15 protein-coding genes and 1 pseudogene are annotated in these 21,574 nt (G+C 70.4%); 9 read left to right on the top strand and 7 right to left on the bottom strand.

Features of this window, described 5'->3' with window-relative positions; all coding sequences use genetic code 11:
* The first annotated feature begins 339 nt into the window (after positions 1-339).
* Both AB0O67_RS00375 and AB0O67_RS00370 read left to right on the top strand, forming a co-directional pair.
* Positions 340-1,542: an epoxide hydrolase family protein gene (locus AB0O67_RS00375; RefSeq protein WP_365443635.1), complete on the top strand. Its 1,203-nt coding sequence runs from the start codon at positions 340-342 to the stop codon at positions 1,540-1,542.
* A gap of 387 nt (positions 1,543-1,929) precedes the next feature.
* Positions 1,930-2,331, top strand: coding sequence for a hypothetical protein (locus AB0O67_RS00370; RefSeq protein ID WP_365443632.1), 402 nt, complete (start codon positions 1,930-1,932; stop codon positions 2,329-2,331).
* 225 nt (positions 2,332-2,556) lie between these two features.
* On the opposite strand, the pseudogene AB0O67_RS00365 reads toward AB0O67_RS00370, so the two are convergent.
* Together AB0O67_RS00365 and AB0O67_RS00360 are read right to left on the bottom strand one after the other, a co-directional pair.
* Positions 2,557-2,676 (bottom strand): annotated as a pseudogene (locus AB0O67_RS00365) (helix-turn-helix domain-containing protein); the annotation flags it as partial.
* 379 nt (positions 2,677-3,055) lie between these two features.
* Positions 3,056-3,808, bottom strand: a complete 753-nt coding sequence (locus tag AB0O67_RS00360) for an SDR family oxidoreductase (RefSeq protein WP_365443629.1) — start codon at positions 3,806-3,808, stop codon at positions 3,056-3,058.
* A gap of 724 nt (positions 3,809-4,532) precedes the next feature.
* Between AB0O67_RS00360 and AB0O67_RS00355 the strand changes: the two genes are divergently transcribed.
* Positions 4,533-5,519, top strand: a complete 987-nt coding sequence (locus tag AB0O67_RS00355; RefSeq protein WP_365443626.1) for an aldo/keto reductase — start codon at positions 4,533-4,535, stop codon at positions 5,517-5,519.
* Positions 5,520-5,930: 411 nt separating this feature from the next.
* Here the strand turns inward: AB0O67_RS00355 and AB0O67_RS00350 are convergent, their stop codons facing one another.
* From AB0O67_RS00350 to AB0O67_RS00330, 5 genes are read right to left on the bottom strand one after another with little or no spacing between them, the layout of a single operon-like run.
* Complete coding sequence (locus AB0O67_RS00350) at positions 5,931-9,068, bottom strand: glycoside hydrolase family 38 C-terminal domain-containing protein (protein ID WP_365443623.1); 3,138 nt, start codon at positions 9,066-9,068, stop codon at positions 5,931-5,933.
* A gap of 50 nt (positions 9,069-9,118) precedes the next feature.
* Positions 9,119-10,342 carry a glycoside hydrolase family 76 protein gene (locus AB0O67_RS00345; protein ID WP_365443620.1) on the bottom strand — a complete coding sequence of 408 codons (1,224 nt, stop codon included), beginning with the start codon at positions 10,340-10,342 and terminating at the stop codon, positions 9,119-9,121.
* Between the two features lie 50 nt (positions 10,343-10,392).
* Entirely contained in the window at positions 10,393-11,208 is an 816-nt protein-coding gene (locus AB0O67_RS00340) for a carbohydrate ABC transporter permease (protein WP_365443617.1), read from the bottom strand.
* Between the two features lie 2 nt (positions 11,209-11,210).
* On the bottom strand, positions 11,211-12,158 hold the full coding sequence (locus AB0O67_RS00335) for a sugar ABC transporter permease (protein ID WP_365443614.1): 948 nt from the start codon (positions 12,156-12,158) through the stop codon (positions 11,211-11,213).
* Positions 12,159-12,166: 8 nt separating this feature from the next.
* Complete coding sequence (locus tag AB0O67_RS00330; RefSeq protein WP_365443611.1) at positions 12,167-12,394, bottom strand: hypothetical protein; 228 nt, start codon at positions 12,392-12,394, stop codon at positions 12,167-12,169.
* Between the two features lie 223 nt (positions 12,395-12,617).
* Between AB0O67_RS00330 and AB0O67_RS00325 the strand changes: the two genes are divergently transcribed.
* From AB0O67_RS00325 to AB0O67_RS00300, 6 genes are all read left to right on the top strand, one after another.
* On the top strand, positions 12,618-14,336 hold the full coding sequence (locus AB0O67_RS00325) for a class I mannose-6-phosphate isomerase (protein ID WP_365443608.1): 1,719 nt from the start codon (positions 12,618-12,620) through the stop codon (positions 14,334-14,336).
* Positions 14,333-15,268 (top strand): ROK family protein, encoded by a 936-nt coding sequence (locus AB0O67_RS00320; RefSeq protein WP_365443605.1) that lies wholly within the window; start codon positions 14,333-14,335, stop codon positions 15,266-15,268. Before AB0O67_RS00325 ends, AB0O67_RS00320 begins: the two co-directional genes overlap by 4 nt.
* A gap of 44 nt (positions 15,269-15,312) precedes the next feature.
* On the top strand, positions 15,313-16,362 hold the full coding sequence (locus AB0O67_RS00315; protein ID WP_365443602.1) for a LacI family DNA-binding transcriptional regulator: 1,050 nt from the start codon (positions 15,313-15,315) through the stop codon (positions 16,360-16,362).
* A 281-nt stretch (positions 16,363-16,643) separates the two neighbouring features.
* Positions 16,644-17,948: a glycoside hydrolase family 125 protein gene (locus AB0O67_RS00310; protein WP_365443599.1), complete on the top strand. Its 1,305-nt coding sequence runs from the start codon at positions 16,644-16,646 to the stop codon at positions 17,946-17,948.
* 172 nt (positions 17,949-18,120) lie between these two features.
* Positions 18,121-19,326 carry a cysteine desulfurase-like protein gene (locus AB0O67_RS00305; RefSeq protein WP_365443596.1) on the top strand — a complete coding sequence of 402 codons (1,206 nt, stop codon included), beginning with the start codon at positions 18,121-18,123 and terminating at the stop codon, positions 19,324-19,326.
* Between the two features lie 835 nt (positions 19,327-20,161).
* Positions 20,162-21,547, top strand: a complete 1,386-nt coding sequence (locus AB0O67_RS00300; protein WP_365443593.1) for an MFS transporter — start codon at positions 20,162-20,164, stop codon at positions 21,545-21,547.
* The last annotated feature ends 27 nt before the right edge of the window (positions 21,548-21,574 follow it).

Raw genomic sequence — 21,574 nt, 5'->3', positions numbered from 1 at the left:
GCGAATACACGGTGTGACATGTGAGCCCTGCCACCTCGACCACCGATCGACGACTTCCTGGTGTTACGGTCGCGATGTTCGATGACTGACGAACACACCCTTGATGGTGCCAGGTGCCTTTTTCCTGCGCATACGGGTGATCGTCTCGGCCATCCCCGCGAGACAGATTACGAATCAGAGCCGGCCATTTCCCGTTCTGACGTCGGCTGTCCGACGCACGCATACCGACTGGAGTGAAAACGCATGACGAGTCGAGCTGCCGATCTCAGCCGTCGACGGTTGCTGTACGCCATGGGTGCCCTGGGAGCGGGGTCCGCCGCGTCCGCGATGACATCCGGAGTGGCCGAGGCCCTGGCCGGGCCGGGAACAGAGGCGCCGGGCCTGACCATGCCGCGACCCGCCAGTGGATCGGTCGTGCCCATGAGACTGCACGTGCCGGAGCGCATGCTGCAGGACCTGCGGCACCGGTTGGACCTGACCAGGTGGCCGACCGAGGAACTCGTGGACGACTGGTCGCAGGGAGCTCCGCTGTGGCGAGTCAAGCGGCTTGTCGAGTACTGGAGGCACCACTACGACTGGCGCCGCGTCGAGGCCCTGCTCAACGGATTCGGGCAGTACCGCACCGTGATCGACGGCGTGAGCATCCATCTGCTGCATGCCAGGTCACCGCACCCCGGCGCCATGCCCATCATGCTGACGCACGGCTGGCCCGGTTCGGTCCTGGAATTCCGCAAAGTGATCCGGCGTCTGACGCACCCGACCGAGTTCGGCGGATCCCCTCGAGACGCCTTCCACGTCGTCACTCCGTCCCTGCCGGGATACGGATTTTCCGACCACCCGGATGAGCTGGGGTGGGGCCGTGTACGGACGGCCAAAGCCTGGTCCAAGATCATGCCGCGCCTCGGATACGACCATTACCTTTCCCAGGGCGGGGACTGGGGCGCGGCGGTCAACGTTCAGTTGGGAGTCCTGCGGCCCAAGGGGCTGCTGGGAATCCATCTGAACTTCCCTCAGATCGTGCCGCCGGACCTCGACCTCAAGCACCTCACTCCGGAGGAGCAGCTCGCGATGAGGCAGTTGGACGCGCAAGGCAAGCACGAAATCGGGTACCAGCTGCAGATGATGACCAGGCCCCAGACCGTTTCCTACTCTCTGGCGGACTCCCCCGTCGGTCAGGCAGCCTGGATCTACGAGAAGTTCGGGGTCTGGACGGACAGCAACAAGAATCCGGAATCGGTCCTCACCATGGACGAGATGCTGGACGACATCACGCTCTACTGGCTGACCAGGACAGCCGACTCGGCGGCGCGCTTCTACTGGGAGAACTCCGACATCACCATGAACGCCGTGAAGATCGATCTTCCCATGGGCGTCACTCTGTTCCCCAAGGAGTTCTACACGCCGCCTCGCGCATGGGCTGAAAAGGCGTTCTCCCATCTCGTCTACTGGAACAAGGCGAGCGCAGGCGGGCACTTCGCGGCCTTCGAACAACCGAAGATATTCACGGAGGAGATTCGCAGGTTCGGCCGGCTGTTCCGCTGACGACCTGCCACCAGCATGCTGCGCGCGGCACACAGGGTGGGGCAGTCCGACACGTGGGTCATGAGGTCGATGTCGTGCCAGGCCATGGAACACAGGGCGCGGTGCGAACGGAGGCCGACGGATCGTCGTGTCCGCGGGGTCGGTCCGGGGAGGCTTCGGGTTCCGCTCACGCAAGATCCCCGTCGAGCCGCGCTGACAGGGCGCGCTTCCATGCCGCTGCGCCTCGCGGACGGATCGCGAGAAACCTGCGTTTGTGCCGCACGTCCCCAAGCGGCCTGTGAGCAGCTTCACCAGGCACCGGACAGAACATGAGGGCCCCCTCAGGTAAGCTGGCGACATCTGAACATGAGGAACCCCTCCGGTTCCATCAACTCCCAGGAGACCACGATGAAAAGGTTCATCAAGCGCATGTCGGTCGTTGCCGCCTCTGCCGCGATCGCCGGCGGAGCCGTCCTCACCACCGGGGGCACGGCGTCGGCAGTGACTTCGGAGGGTCCCGGGCGCCTTGTGTCCTCGTCCGTGCGACCCGAGAGCCGTGACGGCCACGACAGGGACTTGCGCGGGGAACGCGACGACGGCAGGCACGGACACCGGGACCACTACCGGGACTGGCGGTACGACCACGACCACCGTGGTCACGACCGGTCCGGGCACCACGAGAAGCAATACCGCTGGGACGGTCACCACTCGTTCCGCCTGGTGGACGGCCGTTGGGCAGACGTGACGCCGTACGCCCACGGCGCCGTGGACCGCTGGCACGTGGACCAGGTGCTCGCGTTCGAGCGCTGACGCGACGGCCCGAACGCGGGCCGCAATACGGGGGCGCAGCCGGTCATCGGCTGCGCCCCGCGGGCAGGTGAGCGCCGGCCAGTGCGTTAAGGCCCGGTCGCACGCCTGGAGTTCACAGAAGCGCTCCAGGAACGAGCAGAACCCCTCCCAGGTGTCGTCCATGACGGCCGACACCTCCGCGGCATCCAGCAGATAGGCGAACTTCTCGGCGAAGAGCTCGTCGACCAGGGCGAGCCGGGTGGGGAAATGCCGGTAGAGCGTGCCGATCGCCACGCCGGCCTCACGGGCGATTCCCTCCAGCGAGGCCTCCAAGCCCTCCTCGGCGAAGGCCACGCGCGCGGCCACCACGATCGCGTCGCGATTGCGCTGGGCATCACGGCGTCGCGGTCAGGCAGGGGCGTCCTGCGGGCGGGACACGGTTCGCTCGATCACGACCCCAGTCTAACATGAGGGACCCCTCCACATTGAGGGGCCGGTCCGGGCACCGCGCCTGCGCCGACCGGGCGCCCCCTCCTGCCCCAGCCGGACTTCGCCGTTCGTCCAGCCCGTGAACGGGCGCAGATCGTTGCTCCTGCTCGCCTGCTCGGCGATGGCCGAGCAGACGATGCGGTCATGATCTGGGGCGGACCGCTCGGCAACCGACCCGCGCAGGTGCGGCGGGGCGGTAGCGCGGCCTGATTCGGCATGAGCAGAGTCCGTTGTCCGCGGAGGGGGCATGTCCGTGTCAGGTGAGTTCGAGGCCGCCGTCCACGGTGAGGACCTGCCCGGTCATCCATGCGCTACGGGGGTCGGCCATCCGCGTGATCCACTCGGCCAACTCCTCGGGTTCGCCGCGGCGCCCCAAGGGGATGCGGGCGGCTTCCGCGGCCTTGATCTCGGCCACCTGTTCCGGGGTCAGACCGCCACTGGCGAGCGCCTCGCTTTCGGTGGGGCCAGGGGCGATCGCGTTGACCCGCACCCCGTCGGGGGCCAGTTCCAGGGCCCAGCTACGGGTCAGGTGCTCGATGGCCGCCTTGGATGCCGCGTAGTGGGAGGCATGCGCGAGGGGGCGATGGCCGAAGGTGCTGCTCAGGTTGATGATGGCGCCGCGCTGTTCCCGCAGGTGAGGCAGGGCGGCCGCTGACAGGAGGCTCGGGGCCGTGACATTGGTGGCCCAGATGCGGTCGATTCCTTCGCTGGTCGCCTGCTCCAGGTCCATGCCGGCGAACACACCGGCGTTGTTCACCAGGACATCCACGCGCCCCCACTGGTCGAGGGCTTTCCCGACGATGGCCTGAGGGGCACCCTCGGCGCAGACGTCGGCCACGAATACCTCGATGCGGGGATGCCGGTCTGCCGTCTCCCGCAGCGGACCCACACGCCGCCCGACGGCCAGAACGTGTGCGCCGACCTCCGCGAACCTCACGGCGGAGGCGGCTCCGATACCGGTACCGGCACCGGTCACGATCACGACTCGGTCCTTGAAATGGTCGTTCATGCAAGACCTCTAATGTTCGAGATTCTATGAACAACGAACATATCAGATGGTGTGTTCGTGTTGGCAAACCCACTGAGTGCGTGTGTTGGGCCGCCCAAGGGACGCTCGCGACGCCGGGGCGGGCCAGGGCATCCGGTCCCGGCCCGCGTTCGCGCCGCCGCCACCGAGCGGCCCGTGTGGCGTGCCGCCCGGCGAAGGCCGGCGCGCGGCAACCATGTCGACGGGCAACGGTGTTACCGCTGCGACCTGCTGGAGTCCACGTCGCAGGCTCCGAAGACTCAGCAGCTACGTGCCCTGAAGGCCTTCCGCGCCGCTTACGAAAACGGAGACATGACCGGGCTGGTCGAACTTCCGCACTTTGATGCCGTGCACGTCACCGACGAGGGTGGCAAGGTCTCCGGCCGGCGACGTAGGGGGCGAAGCTCTTCGACGCGCTGCTGGACGTCCGCTCCGCGGCGCTTCGGCGAATCGGCCGACGCGGTGTCCGCCCAGTTGTGGTCGTCGGGCAGGTGGCGGGTGCCCCGCGCCAGGGTGGCGGTCCCCGCCGCCGGCGTCCCGCGGCGGACACCTCGGTGTCGTCCCGGGCCTGATGTCGGCACACGATGGCACACGCCGCCGATCGGCGCGTGTACATGGTGTGTAAGGTGCCATATGCCGGATCAGGCGGATCCACGAGTACGTAACCGCCCTCGGCGCGATCCACAGGAGACGGGAAAGACGGCACATGAATACGGTTCGACTGGGCAGTCAGGGACTGACGGTATCGGCGCAGGGCTTCGGCGCGATGAGCATGAGCGGAGCGTACGGCGCGAGTGACGACGAGAAGGAGTCCGTCGCCACCCTCAACCAGGCCGCGGACCTCGGCATCACCCTGTTCGACACGGCCGAGTCCTACGGCCCCTTCGAGAACGAGCGGTTGCTGGGCCGCGCGCTGGGACACCGGCGTGACGAGATCGTCCTGGCGACCAAGTTCGGTCTCGACTTCACCGACGACGGACAGCCCGGCCCGCTGGACGGCCGGCCGGAACACATACGCCGCGCAGTGGAGCGCTCGCTGCGCCACCTGAACACGGACCGCATCGACCTGTATTACATGCACCGCCTCGACCCGGACACCCCGGTGGAGGAGACGATCGGTGGCATGGCCGAGTTGGTGGCGGCGGGGAAGGTCCGCCACATCGGCTTGTCGGAGGTCTCCTCGGACACGATCCGCCGTGCCCACGCGGTGCATCCGCTCACCGCGGTGCAGTCGGAGATGTCGCTGTTCAGCCGGGACCTGCTGGAGTCGGGCATCAAGCAGACCCTGGACGACCTGGGCATCGGCCTGGTGGCCTACTCGCCCATCGGACGGGGCTTCCTCTCGGGCGCCATCCGCAGCGTGGACGACATGGACCCCGACGACTCCCGCCGAGGGCTTCCCCGGTTCTCTCCCGAGAACATCGCCGCCAACCTGAAACTGGTCGATTACGTGCGGGGCATCGCCGAGCGCCATGGCGCCACCCCGGCCCAGGTCGCGCTGGCCTGGGTGGCCGCGCAGCGGGCGGTGCCCATCCCGGGCACCAAGCGCCGCAGCTACCTCGCCGAGAACGCCGCCGCCACCGATCTGGTGCTCACCGAGGAAGATCTGGCCTCCCTGGACGCGGTGGTCCGCCCCGACACCGTCCACGGCGCCCGCTACACGCCGCAGCAGCTCGCCTCGACCAACCGCTGACCTCCGAGGCGGTGCGCCGGCCCGCCACTGCGACGTCACGGTCCCGCGCCTGGGACATCCCGCCCTTTCAGTGCGTGTCTGATTGGCCGTGACGCGTTGGAGCAGCCCTTGGACCGTTGTGAGCATGCGCCCGTTGAGAGGGCCGGTTGCGCTGGGTGCGTAGAAGATGCATGCCAGCTTGCGTCACAGCCGCCGGATCGGCCGAGATGAAGGTCGGAGCGCATCTGCCAGCGGATGTGGAGTCGTTCGAACTGCTGGAGCCAGGCGATAGGTACGCTCGACAATCCGTCGCCCTTGCCAAGGTCAGACCCTTCCCCGTCTCCGGGACGGGGAAGGGCATGCTGGCCACGCGACGGGCGGTGCCGTCCGCCACCGGACCGGCGCCTTGTCGGCGCACCCTGGCGTCTGGCCTCAGCTCGTGGAAGGGCTCAGGTGCAGGACGACCGCCGCCGTTCCGAGTGCCGGTATCTCGACCGGGACGGCGCCGTCGGGGTCGCGGTCGATCTCGTGCGAAGGCAGGCCCAGATAGGTGGTGCGGACGGCGCGCTCGACGGCGAAGGGGGTCCGCAGGCGGCAGGTGACCGGGGTGTCGGCCAGTGACTGCAGGCGGACCATGAGCGTGCCTTCGCCGGGAACGGTGAGGCCGACGAGCCGCACGCGGGAATCCTCCAGGGTCAGGAAGTGAGTCAGGGCCGGTGATGCGGTCCCGGGTTCCGCGCGGGCACGCACCGGTACCAACGGGTGGCAGGTGACGGCCGCGAGGCGCTGGGCGAACTCGTCGGCCTGCGCGGAGGCCGGGGCGGCGAAGCCCACGCTGTAGCGGAAGACGTGGTCGAAGGCCTGCTGGGCGGGGAAGTTCGTGTCCCAGATGTTGTTGTGCACCCAGGAGAAGACGGTGGCCGGTTCCTCCCGCGGCAGGGACTGCGGGTAGGGGACGTACGGGATCGCGATGCCGCCGATCTGGACGAGCGGGGCGTCGGCGGTGGCCAGTGCGACGTGGTGGGTGCCGTCGCTCAGGCTGATCCAGCGCCGGACGGCCCGCATGTGCGCGGCGGAGCCGGGCACGGTCTCGCGATCGGTGCCGAGGACGCCGCCTGTCGCCTCCGTGCGGACGGTGGCGCCGTCCAGGGCGAAGGGGAAGGCGAAGAAGGCGCTCTCCTTGGTCAGGGTCGCGTTCTTGTCGACCCGGTTCTCGATGTCGACGCGGGCCGCGTCGTGCGGCAGGCGCACCGTCACGCGGAGCCTGCGGGTGCCGGCCGGGGCGCATTCGTACACCAGGCTCTGTGCCGTGGCGTCCGTGGTGCGCTCGACGAGTGCCGCGGGCGGAGCGGAGCTGCGTGAGGCGAGCAGGTGCATGGAGTCGTCGGCGACGGTCTTGCTCGACTGGTGGTTGAACGCGCCGGCCGTCGCGTACTCGTCGTAGACGTAGCCGTTGAAGCCGATGGCGGCGTCCTGCCGTACCATCTCGCGCCCGGTGCGCTTGTCGACGACGGAGGCGATGCACGCCTCGCGCAGGTCGACGGTGACGCGCAGGTGCTCGTTCTCCAGGACGGTGGCATCGGCGGGCTCCGCGCTCCTCGCGCCCGCTCGTACCGGGGGTTCGGCGCCGGTGACGACGTCCAGGCGCACCGCTCCGCAGGCCGGTACGTCCGCGACGGGCACGTGCAGGAAGCGGCCGGCCGCGCGGTGGCGGTCGTTGCTCTGGGCCTCCTGCGCGAAGGGCAGGGACGTGCCGGTGCGCGCGTCGAGGACCTGGACCGCCTCCCCGAGCCCGACCGTGCTCTCGGGCAGGAAGATCCGTACGGTCTCGGTGCGCGGCCAGCTGCAGGTGTTCACGGCGTAGAAGGACGCGTCCGCGTCGGCGGACGCGGCGAAGGCCTCGCCGAGCAGGGCGCCCGCGGCGTCCAGGAGGGTCTCCGCGTCGTCGTGGGCGCGCATCGCCTGGGAGTACTTCCAGTGCCACTGCTTCTCGCCGGACCCGTGGCCGTGGTCGCCGTGCGTCCATGGGTCGCCGGCGCCCCAGGTGTGTTCGTTGAACAGGGAGGCCGACCGGTAGACCGCCGGTGCGCCTGCGGTCACGGCCGTGCTGCCGGGTACGCCCATCAGATGGGCGTACCCGGCCACGGTCTGCGCCTCCGCGAGGGCGGCCTGCCCGCGGCGGGTGGCCGCCAGCGGTACGGCGCCTGCACCGACGCCGTCGACCCACCAGTCGCTCCAGTCCCCCCGGTGCGTTTCCAGACGGTCCCCGTAGCGTTTCTCGGCGTCCTCGAAGAAGTCCTGGTTGCGCGAGGCCCGCAGTTGCGGGAACGCCCACTGCTCGTTCCAGCGGCGCACCGTCTCCGAGATGATCCGCCGGGGCGGGCCGTTGTCCGCGAACTTGCCCAGCACGCGCAGGTGGAGCACGTCCCAGGGGTAGGGGTCGGCGGTGCCGGGGAGGCCGACGGCGGGGAAGCCGGGGATCCCGCGTCCCTCGTGGGGGTAGGGGAACCGGGCCAGGGCGCCGAGGTAGGCGGGGAGCAGGTCGTCGACGTGGTCGTAGGACTCGTCGAAGCCGAGGATCGAGCCCTCCATGTAGGCCAGGCCGTGCGGGGTGTCCGTGCGCCAGACCAGAACGCTGTTGCCGCTCGGTGTCTCCCAGCGGAACAGCCGCGGCAGGTGCTCTCCGCCGACGAGGTGCGGCACCGCGCGTCCGGCCCAGTTGTGCGCCACGGACAGGTAGCGGATGCCGTGGTCCGTGAGGACGTCGGGCAGGCCCACCACCTGTCCGGGCACGTCGGTCTGCATGGCCGTGGTGATGTCGATGCCGTGCCGCTCGCGCAACTCGACGGCGGGGCGCAGGAGTTCGTGCAGCTCGTCGGTGGAGCAGGTCTCGGTGTGGAGGTTGAACGGCATGGCCGTGAGTTCGACACGTCCCTCGCGCACCCGGTCGAGGAAGGTCTCCACCTGCCGATGGGGGCGGTTGGCCCGCCAGTCCTCGAAGGAGTGGAAGCCTTCGACCGCCCAGCGGAACCGGGCGGGGTCGGGCCAGTCGTCGGTGTCGCGGCACAGTTCCAGGAGCGAGTCGAGGTAGGCGCGGCTCTCGGCCATGACGCGGCCCTGCGGGTCGGTGTAGCCGATGTCGAGGTGCGAGTGCTGTACGAGGTGCAGGGTCCAGTGGCGCTGCGGGCGCGCCTCGAACGCGAGCCGGGTGCCTTCCTCCAGTTCGGGCAGTTCGATGAGCAGCGGGGTGGGGGCGTCCACCTCCGGTACCAGGAGACGGGTGTCGTCTCCTGGTCCGGGGAAGACCTCGCAGTGGACGGGGGTGCCGCCGGCGGTCGTGACGCGGGCCCGGGTGACGCGTGGTCGCGGGCCGGCGCTGTCGCGGGGGTGCACGCCCACCCGGACGGACTGGAGCAGTCCGCCGGTGGCGTCGCGGCGCAGCAGGGGTTCCCCCGAGAACTGCACCCGCAGGTCCCCCAGGCCGACCGTGGTGGCCACGCGCTCGCGCAGAAGGTCACGCGCGATGTCGGAGTCCCACCAGGAGGGCCGGGTCAGCGGTGGCTTGGGCATGGTGCGTGAGTGTCCTTTGCGTCGGGGGTGCGGTGGTGCGGGCCGTACGGTCAGGAGGGCAGGTCGCCCTGGTGCGGGCGGTGACCGTGGTGGGTGGCGTCGGCGAGCGTGGCGAAGATCTGGACCATGGCGGACTGGTTGAGCGTCGCGGCCGGCGCCTGGGGGTCGTAGTCGCCGCCGTTGGAGGGCTGGAAGCGGAACAGTCCGGTGGCGGCGTCCCGGTTGCTGCGGTAGGTGTTGTCGGCGTAGGCGCTCATGGCCCCCAGAAAGGCGGGGTCGGGGCGGACGGCGTCCAGGTCCAGCAGGTCCTTGAAGTAGAAGGAGTTGAAGATGGCCGGCTGTTCGTGGAGTCGGTCCCCCTCGGTCCAGTACGCCAGTGAGCCGCGGGCGTCCGCCACGGCCTTGTCCAGGTAGCGGGTGTCACCGGTGCCCCGGTAGAGGGCGGTGGCGGTGCCGACCATGGCGCCGGAGTTGTAGGTCCACAGGGTCTCGTTGGTGCTGCCGTCGTCGCCGCGGTCGTTGACGTACAGGCCCGGCGCCTTGCGCATGCACGAGTACACCCAGCCGTACCACTGCTCGGCCTTGGCGAGGTAGGTGCGGTTGCGGGTGTGCTCGTAGAGGCGGGCGGCGAGTTGGGCCGACAGGGCGGTGACGTTGGTGGCCCGGATGGTGTTGTTCGGCGAGTCGTACCAGTCCATGCCGCCCGGACACGCCTTGGCGGGGTCGTCGTCCCAGGCCCTGGAGACGACGGGCACGACCTGTTCGGCCCGCTTCAGCAGCACGCGGTTCCCGGTGGCCTCGTACTGGTCGAGCTGGCTGAGGGCGACCACGGCGTTATCGTCGTAGTAGATGTCGCCGCCCGTGCCCAGGGGTGCGGGCAGATACGACGCGTAGCCGGGCCGCTCGCCGGAGGCGTGGTAGAGCTCGGCCGTGGCGAACCGCTCGGCCGCGTCCTTCCGGTAGGAGGGCCCGGTGCGCGGCAGGTCCTGCATGTCGACGGCTGCCTGCGCGGCCTCCCGGAAGGGCCACAGGTAGGAGTGCTCCCGGTCGGACGCCTGCCGGGGTGTGTGCTCCAGGTACAGGCCGTGCTGGTCGGAGCCCTCGTACAGGTGGTCCTGCAGGGCGCGGTACGCGGCGGTGGCGCGGTCGGCCCAGTCCGCGGAGGAGACGGGGCGGGCGTGTCCGGGCGTCTGGGCGTGTGCCGGGAGGGCGCCCCAGAGGAGTCCGGCGCAGACGGCGGGCACGGCGGCACGGGTGAACAGCGATCGGAGCATGGGTGTGTTCCTTCGCGACCTTGAGGAGAAAGGGAGAGGGACGTGCGGCGTCAGCGGTGGAGTTTGAGACTGCTGACGAAGAAGCGCTGGGCGGAGAAGAAGAGCACCACGGTCGGCAACGACACCAGGAGCGCGCCGGCCAGCACGACGGGCGGCCCGACGTTGGAGTAGTTGCCCTGGAGATCGGCGAGTGCGGCCATGACGGGCCGGATGTTGCGGCTCGTGACCATGGTGATGCCGAACATGAGGTCGTTCCAGACGGCAACGAACTGGAAGACGAACACGGCGATCATGGCGGACCGGGTCAGCGGGACGTGGATCTGCCAGAACACGCGCCACCACGACGCGCCGTCCACGCGCGCCGCCTCCACCACTTCCCGCGGCAGTGTGAGGGCGTAGTTGCGCATCACGAAGAACGCGAAGGGAATGGCGATCGCGGTGTAGAGCAGGACGAGCCCGACCTGGGTGTCGTACAGCGAGGTGTGGGCGTACGACAGGAACAGCGGCCGCAGGAACACCTGGAGAGGCAGCAGTGTGCCGGAGTAGATCACCCAGAACCACAGGGCCTGCCGTCTGACGGGCATGACGATCGTGGCGAAGGCGGCGAGGCCGGCGATCACCGCCGCGGCGACGGCGCTGACCACGGCGTACAGGAGGCTGTTGCCGAGCGCCGGACCGAGGTTGGCCCGGTCCCAGGCCTGGGACATGTTGTCGAGCAGTCCGAAGTCCTGGGGCAGCCAGTGCGGGCTGGCGGAGTAACGCTCGGCGGGCACCAGGGCGTTGACCACGAGGAGCCAGGTGGGGATCAGCCACAGCACGGCCAGGGCCGCGATGGTGGCGTTGCGCAGGAATCGGCCGGGGGACATCGTCACACGCCTTTCACGTCGAGCTGTCGGCGCAGGTAGAGCCAGGAGGCGGCCAGCACGATCACGGTGAGGACGACCGCGATCGCCGCTCCCGCGCCGGGCCGCATCTCCAGGAAGGTCTCGTTGTACATCGACACGGCGAGGGTCTCCGTGGCCCGTCCCGGGCCGCCCTGGGTGAGCACCCAGATCAGGTCGAACGACTTGAGGCCGTTGACCAGGCTCATCCCGATCACGATGATCGACACCGGTCGGAGCTGGGGCAGGACGATGTGCCGAAACTGCTGCCAGTTGCCCGCGCCGTCCAGGGCACCGGCCTCGAGTGTCTCGGGCGGAATGGACTGAAGGCCGACCAGGAAGAGGATGACGGCCACGCCGGTCGCCTGCCAGGCGTTGGCGAGGATCATCACGACGGTGTTGCCGGGCCAGGTGAGCAGCCATCCCTGGGCCAGGGAGTCCAGGCCCAGGGCGGTCAGGATCTGGTTGACGGCGCCGTCGGTGGTGAGCATGAAGTTCCACACCACCGCCACCGCGGACCCCGAGAGCGCGTAGGGCAGCACGACACACAGCCGCGCGAGGCGCGAGAGGCGGCCGGAGTTCGTCAGGCACGCGATGGCGAGACCCAGCACGAACGGGAGGACGACCGTACCCACCACCCACATCAGGGTGTTCTGGATGGAGCGGAACAGTGCCGGGTCCGACGCGAACAGCGCGTAGTTGTCGAACCAACTGAACGGCGTTGTCCGCGAGTCGCTGAAGAAGCTGCGGTGGACGGTCCACACGAAGGGAGCCAGCAGGAACAGGGTGACCAGCAGGACGGCCGGGGCCAGGAAGCCGCCTGCCAGCATCCGCTCACGCGCGGTGTGCCGACTCCGCGACAGGGGTGGGCGCCGAGTTCCGCCCCGGGATGCGGCCGCCGCGCCGTCCAGGGCGGGCGGGCGCCGGTCTGTCATAGAAGTACTCATGCTTCGTCGCGCCTCCAGGCCGCCCATTCGTCGTGTGCACGCTCCTGCATCCGGCGGAGCGTGGCGGCCGGGGAGGTCTGCCCGGCCATGAATCCGCCCAGGTCGTCGGTGTTGCCCTGGATGAGGCTGGGCGGACTCGCCTCCCAGTAGCGGACCAGGGCCAGCCGGCGCTCGCGGGCGATGTCGCGCTGGAGCCCGGCCACCACCGGATTACTGGAACGCACCTTCGGGTTGGCGGAGCTGTCCTACAGCGTGGAGGTTAACGACACCATTCCGGAGCTAGCAAGGGTTCCGGGGCAAAGAATCCATCCATACTCGCCGCAGATCCAGAACATCCAGATCAGAAGCATGATGTGACCACTCACGGAGCGACAAGCAAGCATGGACGCCTTGAGTCAGGCACTGTTATCGTTAACTCGCAGCCCATGAGTCCAGCAAGGAGCAGATGTGCCCGCGTCCCGTTCTTACGACCCCCATCCGAGCTACCCGCCGGTCGGCGCGGAGGTGACCGCCGGCTGGCCGGCCGCGGTCGCCGGTCTGCCGCACGGGCCGCTCGTGCTGGCCGTCGACGGCCCCGCCGCCCTGAACTGGGGCGCGCTGGCCGACGGTCTGGCGGCGGCCGTGCGCTCGGCGGGCCGCGCTGTGGACCTGCTGGACGTCCGCGGCCACTACGCGCCGTCCGCCGGCGAGCGGCTGACCGCGCAGCCGGTCCCCGCCGACGACACCTTCTTCACCCCGCTGTCCGAGGCGACCGTCCCGGACCTGTTCGACTCGGTCCCGCGACCCGAACGACCCACGGGCAACGCGGTGTCGGTGGTGTACGGGCCGGGCTCGTCACGGTGCGCGCCGGATGTGCTCTGGTACGCGGACCTGCCCAAGCGGTACGCCGAGGCGGCCGTCTCGCGGGGAGAGCTGCCCCTCGGCACCAACCTGGGGAGCCCTGCCGAACCGGGGTCTCTTGTGCGGCTGTTCTACACCGACTGGCCCGTGCTGGACCGGCACCGTGACGCGCTCGCGGGACGCGTCGACCGGTGGATCGACACCCAGGATCCGGCTGCCCCAGCCTCGCTGGACGGCGCGTCCCTGCGCGCCACCCTGGCGCATCTGGCCCGGGGGCCGGTGCGGACGCGACCGTACTTCAACTCCACCCCGTGGGGCGGCCAGTGGGCGGCGAGCGAACTGGGCTTCACCCCGCAGGCCGGCAACACGGCCCTCGGCTACGAACTGATCGCCCCCGAAGCCGGCGTCCTCGTCGGTGAGAAGGGCGGGCCACAGGTCGAGATCCCGTTCCAACTGCTGTGCGTCGGACACCCCGAGGACATGCTCGGTGTCGACGTGCACCGCCGCTTCGGCACGTCCTTCCCCATCCGGTTCGACTACCTCGACACGATGGGGGGCGGCAACCTGTCCCTGCATCTGCACCCGCGGGAGCAGTACATGCGCGAAGTGTTCGGCTGGCCGTACACCCAGCACGAGACGTACTACGTGACGGCCTGCGAGGACGATGCCCGGGTCCTGCTCGGCCTCACCGAGGACGCCGATCCCGCCGTCATGCGCCGCCAGGTCGAGGACGCCATCGCGCACGGCCGCCCGATGCCCGTGGAGGACCACGTCCAGTCGCATCCGGCGACGGTGGGACAGCTGTTCATGATCCCGGCGGGCACTCCGCACGCCTCCGGTGCGGGCAACCTGGTGCTGGAGGTGAGCGCGACTCCGTACCTGTACTCCCTGCGGTTCTACGACTGGCTGCGCAAGGACGCCGCCGGCGCTTCCCGGCCCTTGCCCTATGATCACGGTTTCGCCAACCTGGACACGGCCCGGCGGGGGGAGGACGTGACGAAGGACCTGATCCAGCGGCCCCGCACGCTGCGCGACGGCGAGGGCTGGCGCGAGGAGGTCGTCGGCGCACTGCCCGAGATGTTCTACGCGGTCCACCGCCTGGTCCTGGCCCGGGGCGCCGACGCCCCCGACGACACCGCGGGCCGCTTCCACATCCTCAACGTCGCCGCGGGCGAGGGCGCCGTCGTCGAGACCCACGACGGACGCACCCATTCCCTGGCCTTCGCGGAGACCCTCACGGTCCCGGCCGCGGTCGGGCCGTACCGCGTCCGCGCGCTCGGCGAGGGCGAGGTACGCATCGTCAAGGCGCTGGTGGTCGAGCCGTGAGCGTCGCCTCCGCGCAGCGAACCTGCGCGCCGGTCCCCGTCCTCGACGTCGGCGGTACCCATGTGACCGCGGCGGTCGTCGACCCGGTGAGCGGCCGTCCCGTCCCCTCCACGGTGATCCGCAGGCCCCTGAGCTCCCACGCGGCCGCCGACAGCATCCTCGACGACATCGCCACGGCCGCCCTCGCCCTGCCGGCCGGGCACGATCCGCGGTGGGGGGTGGCGATGCCGGGGCCGTTCGACTACGCCACCGGTGTCGGCCGCTTCACCGGCGTGGGCAAGTTCGAGTCGCTGTCCGGTGTCGATGTCGGGGCCGGCCTGCGCCGGCGGCTGGGCGGCCGCGCGCAGCGGCTGTCCTTCCTCAACGACGCGGACGCCTTCGCCCTCGGCGAGTACGGCGCGGGGGCCGCCGCCGGTCACGACCGTGTCGTCTGCCTGACCCTGGGCACCGGCATCGGCTCCTCGTTCCTGTCCGCCGGACGGCCGGTGCACACTGGCGACCGGGTACCGCCGAGCGGGCACGTGCACCGGCTGACCCTGCACGGCAGGCCGCTGGAGGACACGGTGTCGCGCCGCGGCATCCGCGCCCACTACGCGCGGCTCGCGGGCGGTGCGGACCGACGACGGCTCCTCGACGTCCACGAGGTGGCGGCGCGGGCCGACGAGGGTGACGCCGCCGCGATGGAGGCGTTCCGCTACGCTTTCGACGCCCTCGGCCTGACCCTGAGCCCGTGGCTCGACCGCTTCGGTGCCACCGCGGTCGTCATCGGTGGCTCCATGGCCCGGTCGTGGCACCTGGTGCATCCTGCGCTCACCGCGGGCCTGGCCGTGGCCGGTCGAACCGACGTACCTGTTCTCCCGGCCCGGCAGCCCGCGGAGGCACCCTTGATAGGGGCCGCTCATTGGGCCCGCAACCCACCGGGCGCCCCGTGAGGACCGAGGCGCCGGAGCAGGCAAGCAGAGGAAGGGGCACGGCCATGACCGCTCGCCGCGGCGGAGGGCCGACCATGCACGACGTCGGCAAGGTCGCGCAGGTCAGTGCCATGACCGTCTCTCGGGTGCTCAAGAACGACCCCGGGGTCTCCGAAGCGACCCGCGAGCGCGTCTTCGCGGCCGTCGACCAACTGGGCTACCGCCGCAACCAGACGGCGCGCAGCCTCCGACTCGGCGGCAGCGGCATGATCGGCCTCGTCGTCACCAACCTCGCCAACCCGTTCTACTCGCGCCTCGCGCTCGGCGTGCAGGAAGTCGCGACGAAGTACGGCTTCCGCATGCTGCTGAGCAACTCCGCGGAGCAGGCCGGGCAGGAACCCGAACTGGTCAACGGGCTCGTCGACCACCAGGTCGAGGGGCTGATCGTGGTCCCGGCCGGCAGCCGGCAACAGCACCTCGCCGACGCCATGCGGCATGTCCCGGTCGTCCTGGCCGCACGGCCCCCCGCGGGACTGGACACCGACTGCGTCCTGGTGGAGGACTTCCACGGCGCCCGCGAGGCCACCGCCTGTCTCCTGGCCGAGGGACACACCCGCATCGCCTTCCTCGGCAACCCCCCGGCGCTCTACACGGGTGCAGAGCGGCTGCGTGGTTTCTGGGCCGCGCACGAGGAGATCGGCAGCGAGCCGGACAGCGCCCTCATCCGCCAGGGCCTGGTCGACTCCGCGACGGCCGAGCGGGCGACCCTCGACCTCCTCGGGCAGGCCGAGGGCCCCACCGCGTTGTTCTGCACCAACAACCGCATCAGCCAGGGCGCGATCCGGGCGCTGTACAAAGCGGGCACGACGCTCCCGCTCGCCGGTTTCGACGACTTCGACCTGTCCGACGTCCTCGGGCTGCCCCTGACGCTCGTCTCCTACGACGCCGACGAGATCGGCCGTCAGGCGGCGCGGCTGCTGATCGACCGCCTCGAACACGACGACGCGGCACCGCCGGCCTCCCGCCGCGTCACGGTCCCCACGCGCATCGTCCGCCACGGCGTGTCCGGCGGCGACGGCCGGGACGGCGTGTGCGGCTCGCCGGGCTCTTCCTGACCCGACACCGCCGTTCGCCCGTCATCCCTCCTCCTGGCCGCCCTGCGGTCGCGGCTCCCCCGTCGCGTCATCCGGCGCCGACGCGGCGGCACGGCGGTCCGCGCCGGCCGCCGACGGGCGGAGTCCACCGCGTCCCGGCGCCTGCCTGATCCTGACCGGCCGTCACCCGTCACACCAGTCACACCCGTCATCAGTCAACAGTCAACAGTCACCAAGGGCCCCACCGGCTCCGACCGAACGGCGGGGGCCCGGCAGACGACCGACCCACCGAAGGGCTGACCATGCAGTATCCGGCCAGTGTCCAGGACCATCCGACCGTCCAGCAGGCGGTGCGGCTCCTCGACGGACTCGGCGACCCACGCTTCGGGCAGACACTGGTGAGCTGCCTGGACGACACCTTGGCCCGCACCATCCGGCCGATGCCCGACGGCACCGCCTTCGTCGTGACGGGCGACATCCCCGCCATGTGGCTGCGCGACTCCTCGACGCAGATGATGCCCTACCTCGCGCTCCTGCGGGACGCCCCGGCGCTGCAGGACCTCGTGCTCGCCGTGCTGCGCCGTCAGTTCGGGCAGATCGCCCGCAATCCGTACGCCAACGCCTTCAACGCCGAGCCCTCCGGGCGGGCGCACGACCCCGAGGACCTGTGCGACGACCCGTGGGTGTGGGAGCAGAAGTACGAAGTCGACTCGCTCGCCTTCCCCCTCCTGCTGGCCCAACGCTTCTGGGCGGCGACAGGACGGACCGACCACCTGGCCGAGGCGCTGCGGACGGTTCGCACCGTCATCTCCGTGTGGCGGACGGAGCAGGACCACGAACGCCTCTCCCCCTACCGTTTCCTGCGCCGCTCCGGCCCTCCGAGCGACACGCTGCCGAACGCGGGACGCGGAACACCCGTCGACCGCACGGGGATGACCTGGAGCGGGTTCAGGCCCAGCGACGACGCATGCCGCTACGGGTACAACGTGCCCGCGAACCTGTGTGCCGCCGCCGCCCTCGACGGCGCCGCCGAACTGGCACGGCACGTCCACGACACGGACCTCGCCGAGGACGCCGGCCGGCTGGCGGCGGAACTGCGCGAGGCCGTGGTGCGGCACGGCACCGTGCACCACGACGAGTTCGGCCTGATCTACGCCTACGAAGTCGACGGCTACGGCAACGCGCTGATGTTGGACGACGCCAACATGCCAGGACTGCTCTCGCTGCCCCTGGTCGCGAACGTCCCCGTCACCGATCCGCTGTACCTCGCGACCCGGCGGTTCGCGCTCTCGCCGGCCAACCCGACCTTTCACCGCGGCACGGCGGCCGAGGGCATCGGCAGTCCTCACACGCCCGCGGAGCACATCTGGCCGATCGCCCTCGCCGTGCGGGGACTCACCAGCACCGACGAGACGGAGAGAATCGACGCGTTGCGCACCCTGATCGCCACCGACGCGGGCACCGGCGCCATGCACGAGTCCTTCCACAAGGACGACCCCCGCCGCTTCACCCGTCCATGGTTCTCCTGGGCCAACGCCATGTACGCCGAACTGGCCCTGGACGTCGTGGGACTCGGTACCCGGCGGCTGTGGGCGTCGACGGGGTGAGCGGTGCTGACGGCAGCCCCGGGCCTCTCCTGCGGCGTTGTCGGGCTGCGTCATCAGGAGCGACCGCAGATGCCGACTCCGCGACAGGGGTGGGCGCCGAGGCGATCTCGCTTCGGCCGGACCGATGAGGTTGACTCGTGCCCTGGCCCGGACCACGACAGGAGCTACGACGTTGACGTACGACATTGCCGCCTTGCGCTCCCGGTTCCCCGCGCTCGCCGCCGGGACCGTCCACTTCGACGGGCCCGGGGGCACACAGACGCCGCAGCCCGTCATCGACGCGATCGCGGACGCCCTGTCGCGGCCCCTGTCCAACCGGGGGCAGTACTCCCTGGGAGAGCGCAACGCCGAGACCGTCGTCACGGGGGCGCGCCGGGCCATGGCCGACCTGCTGGGCGCGGCCCCGGAGGGGATCGTCTTCGGGCGCAGCGCCACCCAGCTCACCTACGACGTCGCCCGCACCCTCGCCGCCTCGTGGGCGCCCGGCGACGAGGTCGTCGTCACCCGCCTCGACCACGACGCCAACGTCCGCCCCTGGGTGCAGGCCGCGGAGCGGGCCGGCGCCACCGTGCGCTGGGCCGGGTTCGACCCCGCCTCCGGGGAGTTGACCCCCGACGACATCCGCGCCGTCCTGTCCGACCGCACGCGCCTCGTCGCGGTCACCGCTGCCTCCAACCTGATCGGCACCCGTCCTCCGATCGCCCAGATCTGCCGTCTGGTCCACGAGGCCGGAGCGCTCGCCCATGTCGACGGCGTCCACTACACCGCGCACACGCTGGTCGACTTGCCGGCGCTGGGGGCGGACTTCTTCGTCTGCTCCCCGTACAAGTTCCTCGGCCCCCACCACGGCGTCCTGGCCGCCCGGCCCGCACTGCTGGAGACCCTGCACCCCGACAAGCTGCTGCCCTCCAGCGACGCGGTCCCCGAGCGCTTCGAACTGGGCACCCTGCCCTACGAGTTGCTCGCCGGTACCCATGCCGCCGTCGACTTCCTGTCCGGTCTCGACCCGAACGCCGCAGGCACCCGGCGCGAACGTCTGGCCGCCTCCTTCGCCGCACTCGAAGCGCACGAGAGCACCCTGCGCACCCAGCTCGACAAGGACCTGGCCGCGCTCCCGGGCGTCACCCTCCACTCCCGGGCCGCCGACCGCACCCCCACCCTCCTGCTCACCTTCGAGCACCGCGACACCGCCGACGCCTACCGCTTCCTCGCCGCCCGCGACATCCACGCCCCCTCCAGCCACTTCTACGCCATCGAGACCTCCCGCCACCTGGGCCTCGGCGACACCGGCGGCCTGCGCATCGGGATCGCCCCCTACAACGACCTGGAGGACGTCGAGCGGCTGCTGGCGGCACTGACCGAGTTCCTGGAGCAGTGAGCCGGAACGGGCGCCGCCCTCCGGACCCGGAGCCGCGGCGACCCGGTGCCGGCGCTTGCACGGGCCTCGGTCAGGCCCCCGGCTGGCGCAGCCCCGCCAAGTGCAGGGCCAGTTCATTCACCGAGAGCCACCACTGACCGTACGCCTGACAATTGCGTACACCGCCCCCCGGTCACGACCGAAGACAGGGCCTGAAGTTGCCCGGCGGCCTGGCGGGAACGTGCAAGTCGACCGAGCCGTTTGATCAAGCACCGGAGTCGGGCCCCGGGGCAGCGTTCTCCGGGAGAACGAACGGCGGGGCGGGGCCTCGGCCTTCACCGGTCGCCCCTGGTACCGCATCAGCGGGACCTTCGACGTCCTGGGCACGCACGGCGCCTGAGGCGTGTGTCGAAAGTGGATCTCGGCCGTGAGATGACCTTTGTTCGCGGCGCGGTCGCGATCACGGTCGGGCAGCGCGGGGACTCCCCGCGGTCCGAGGTCGTCCTGGGCCGCATCAGAGTGCTCCGGCTGAGGTTCGGTAGACCGCGCACCCCGGCCGAGCCGGGTGCGCGTTGACAAGGCCTACGTCTCCCGCAGGAACGGCGCCTACCTGAGTGCCCAAGTCAGCACGGGAGTCAGCACCGCACCATCGAATCACCCTGAACTACTCGTCCCGGACGGCACCCGTTTCGACCACCATCGATCCCCTCAACCGCCTTTCCACGAGCCGGCATGGTGGCCACACGCATAGCCAACCCCCGAACTATGTTGCCCCGCCACATGTGCGCCTGACCTGCGGATTCCTACGGTGTGGCGACACGCAAACGTCCCCGTCACACCCCAGGAAGTGGTGCCGATGTCGTCGCCCGCAACCGCTCCACCAGCCCAGAACAACCTCAAGCGCATCGTCGCCGCGTCCCTCATCGGCACCACCATCGAGTGGTACGACTTCTTCCTCTACGGCTCCGCCGCCGCGCTGGTGTTCAACCAGTTGTTCTTCCCGGACTCCGACCCGCTCGTCGGCACGCTGCTGTCGTTCCTGACCTACGCCGTCGGCTTCGCGGCCCGGCCGCTCGGCGCGCTGGTCTTCGGGCACTACGGCGACCGGCTCGGGCGCAAGAAGCTGCTGGTGCTGAGCCTGTTGCTGATGGGTGGCGCGACCTTCGCGATCGGCCTGCTGCCCACGCACGCCACGATCGGCAGCGCGGCGCCCGTCCTGCTGACGGTGCTGCGGCTCGTACAGGGCTTCGCGCTCGGTGGTGAGTGGGGCGGCGCCGTCCTGCTGGTCTCGGAGCACGGCGACGCCCGACGCCGCGGCTTCTGGGCGTCGTGGCCGCAGACCGGCGCGCCCGCGGGGCAGTTGCTCGCCACCGGTGTGCTGTCCTTCCTGACCGCCGTCCTGTCCGAGAGCGCCTTCAACAACTGGGGCTGGCGGATTCCCTTCCTGCTCTCCGGTGTGCTGGTGATCGTGGGCCTGTGGATACGGCTGTCCGTCGACGAGTCGCCCGTGTTCAAGCAGGCGCTCGCGCAGGCCGAGGCGCGCAAGGCCGACCGCACCGCGCAGACCGAGAAGATGCCGCTGGTCGCCGTGCTGCGCCACCACTGGCGTGACGTCCTGGTGGCGATGGGCGCCCGCATGGCCGAGAACATCAGCTACTACGTCATCACCGCCTTCATCCTCGTCTACGCCACCACCGCCGCCGGCATCTCCAAGCAGACCGCCCTCAACGCCGTACTCATCGCGTCGGCCGTGCACTTCGCGGTGATCCCGCTCTGGGGCGCGCTCTCCGACCGGATCGGCCGCCGTCCCGTCTATCTGATCGGCGCGGTCGGCGTCGGCCTTTGGATGTTCCCGTTCTTCTCGCTCATCGACACCGGCGGCTTCGGCAACCTGATCCTCGCCGTGACCGTGGGCCTCGTGCTGCACGGGGCGATGTACGCCCCGCAGGCCGCCTTCTTCTCCGAGATGTTCGCGACCCGGATGCGCTACTCCGGCGCCTCGATCGGCGCCCAGTTCGCCTCCGTCGCGGCGGGGGCCCCGGCCCCGCTGATCGCCACCGCCCTGCTGTCCGAGTACGACAGCTCGACACCGATCGCCCTGTACGTGATCGCCGCCGCGCTCCTCACGGTCGTCGCCGTCGCGGTGGCCAAGGAGACCCGTCACCGGGATCTGGCCGACTTCGATCCTGACACCGGCACGGCGTCCTCGACGGTCAAGGCAGCCGACGCGCACACCGTCTGACCCGCCCGCCCGGGCCCCCGTACGCCG

It is taken from the genome of Streptomyces sp. NPDC086077, assembly GCF_040686175.1.
In the GTDB taxonomy this organism is placed as follows: domain Bacteria; phylum Actinomycetota; class Actinomycetes; order Streptomycetales; family Streptomycetaceae; genus Streptomyces.
This window is presented reverse-complemented; position numbering and strand designations above follow the sequence as displayed.

What these genes read in the sequence shown, in the direction of transcription:
- AB0O67_RS00355 (WP_365443626.1), top strand. Translation starts at nt 4,533, where the DNA reads ATGAATACGGTTCGACTGGGCAGTCAGGGACTGACGGTATCGGCGCAG.
- AB0O67_RS00300 (WP_365443593.1), top strand. Translation starts at nt 20,162, where the DNA reads ATGTCGTCGCCCGCAACCGCTCCACCAGCCCAGAACAACCTCAAGCGC.
- AB0O67_RS00340 (WP_365443617.1), bottom strand. Translation starts at nt 11,208, where the DNA reads ATGTCCCCCGGCCGATTCCTGCGCAACGCCACCATCGCGGCCCTGGCC.
- AB0O67_RS00360 (WP_365443629.1), bottom strand. Translation starts at nt 3,808, where the DNA reads ATGAACGACCATTTCAAGGACCGAGTCGTGATCGTGACCGGTGCCGGT.
- AB0O67_RS00350 (WP_365443623.1), bottom strand. Translation starts at nt 9,068, where the DNA reads ATGCCCAAGCCACCGCTGACCCGGCCCTCCTGGTGGGACTCCGACATC.
- AB0O67_RS00335 (WP_365443614.1), bottom strand. Translation starts at nt 12,158, where the DNA reads ATGACAGACCGGCGCCCGCCCGCCCTGGACGGCGCGGCGGCCGCATCC.
- AB0O67_RS00345 (WP_365443620.1), bottom strand. Translation starts at nt 10,342, where the DNA reads ATGCTCCGATCGCTGTTCACCCGTGCCGCCGTGCCCGCCGTCTGCGCC.
- AB0O67_RS00315 (WP_365443602.1), top strand. Translation starts at nt 15,313, where the DNA reads ATGACCGCTCGCCGCGGCGGAGGGCCGACCATGCACGACGTCGGCAAG.
- AB0O67_RS00310 (WP_365443599.1), top strand. Translation starts at nt 16,644, where the DNA reads ATGCAGTATCCGGCCAGTGTCCAGGACCATCCGACCGTCCAGCAGGCG.
- AB0O67_RS00370 (WP_365443632.1), top strand. Translation starts at nt 1,930, where the DNA reads ATGAAAAGGTTCATCAAGCGCATGTCGGTCGTTGCCGCCTCTGCCGCG.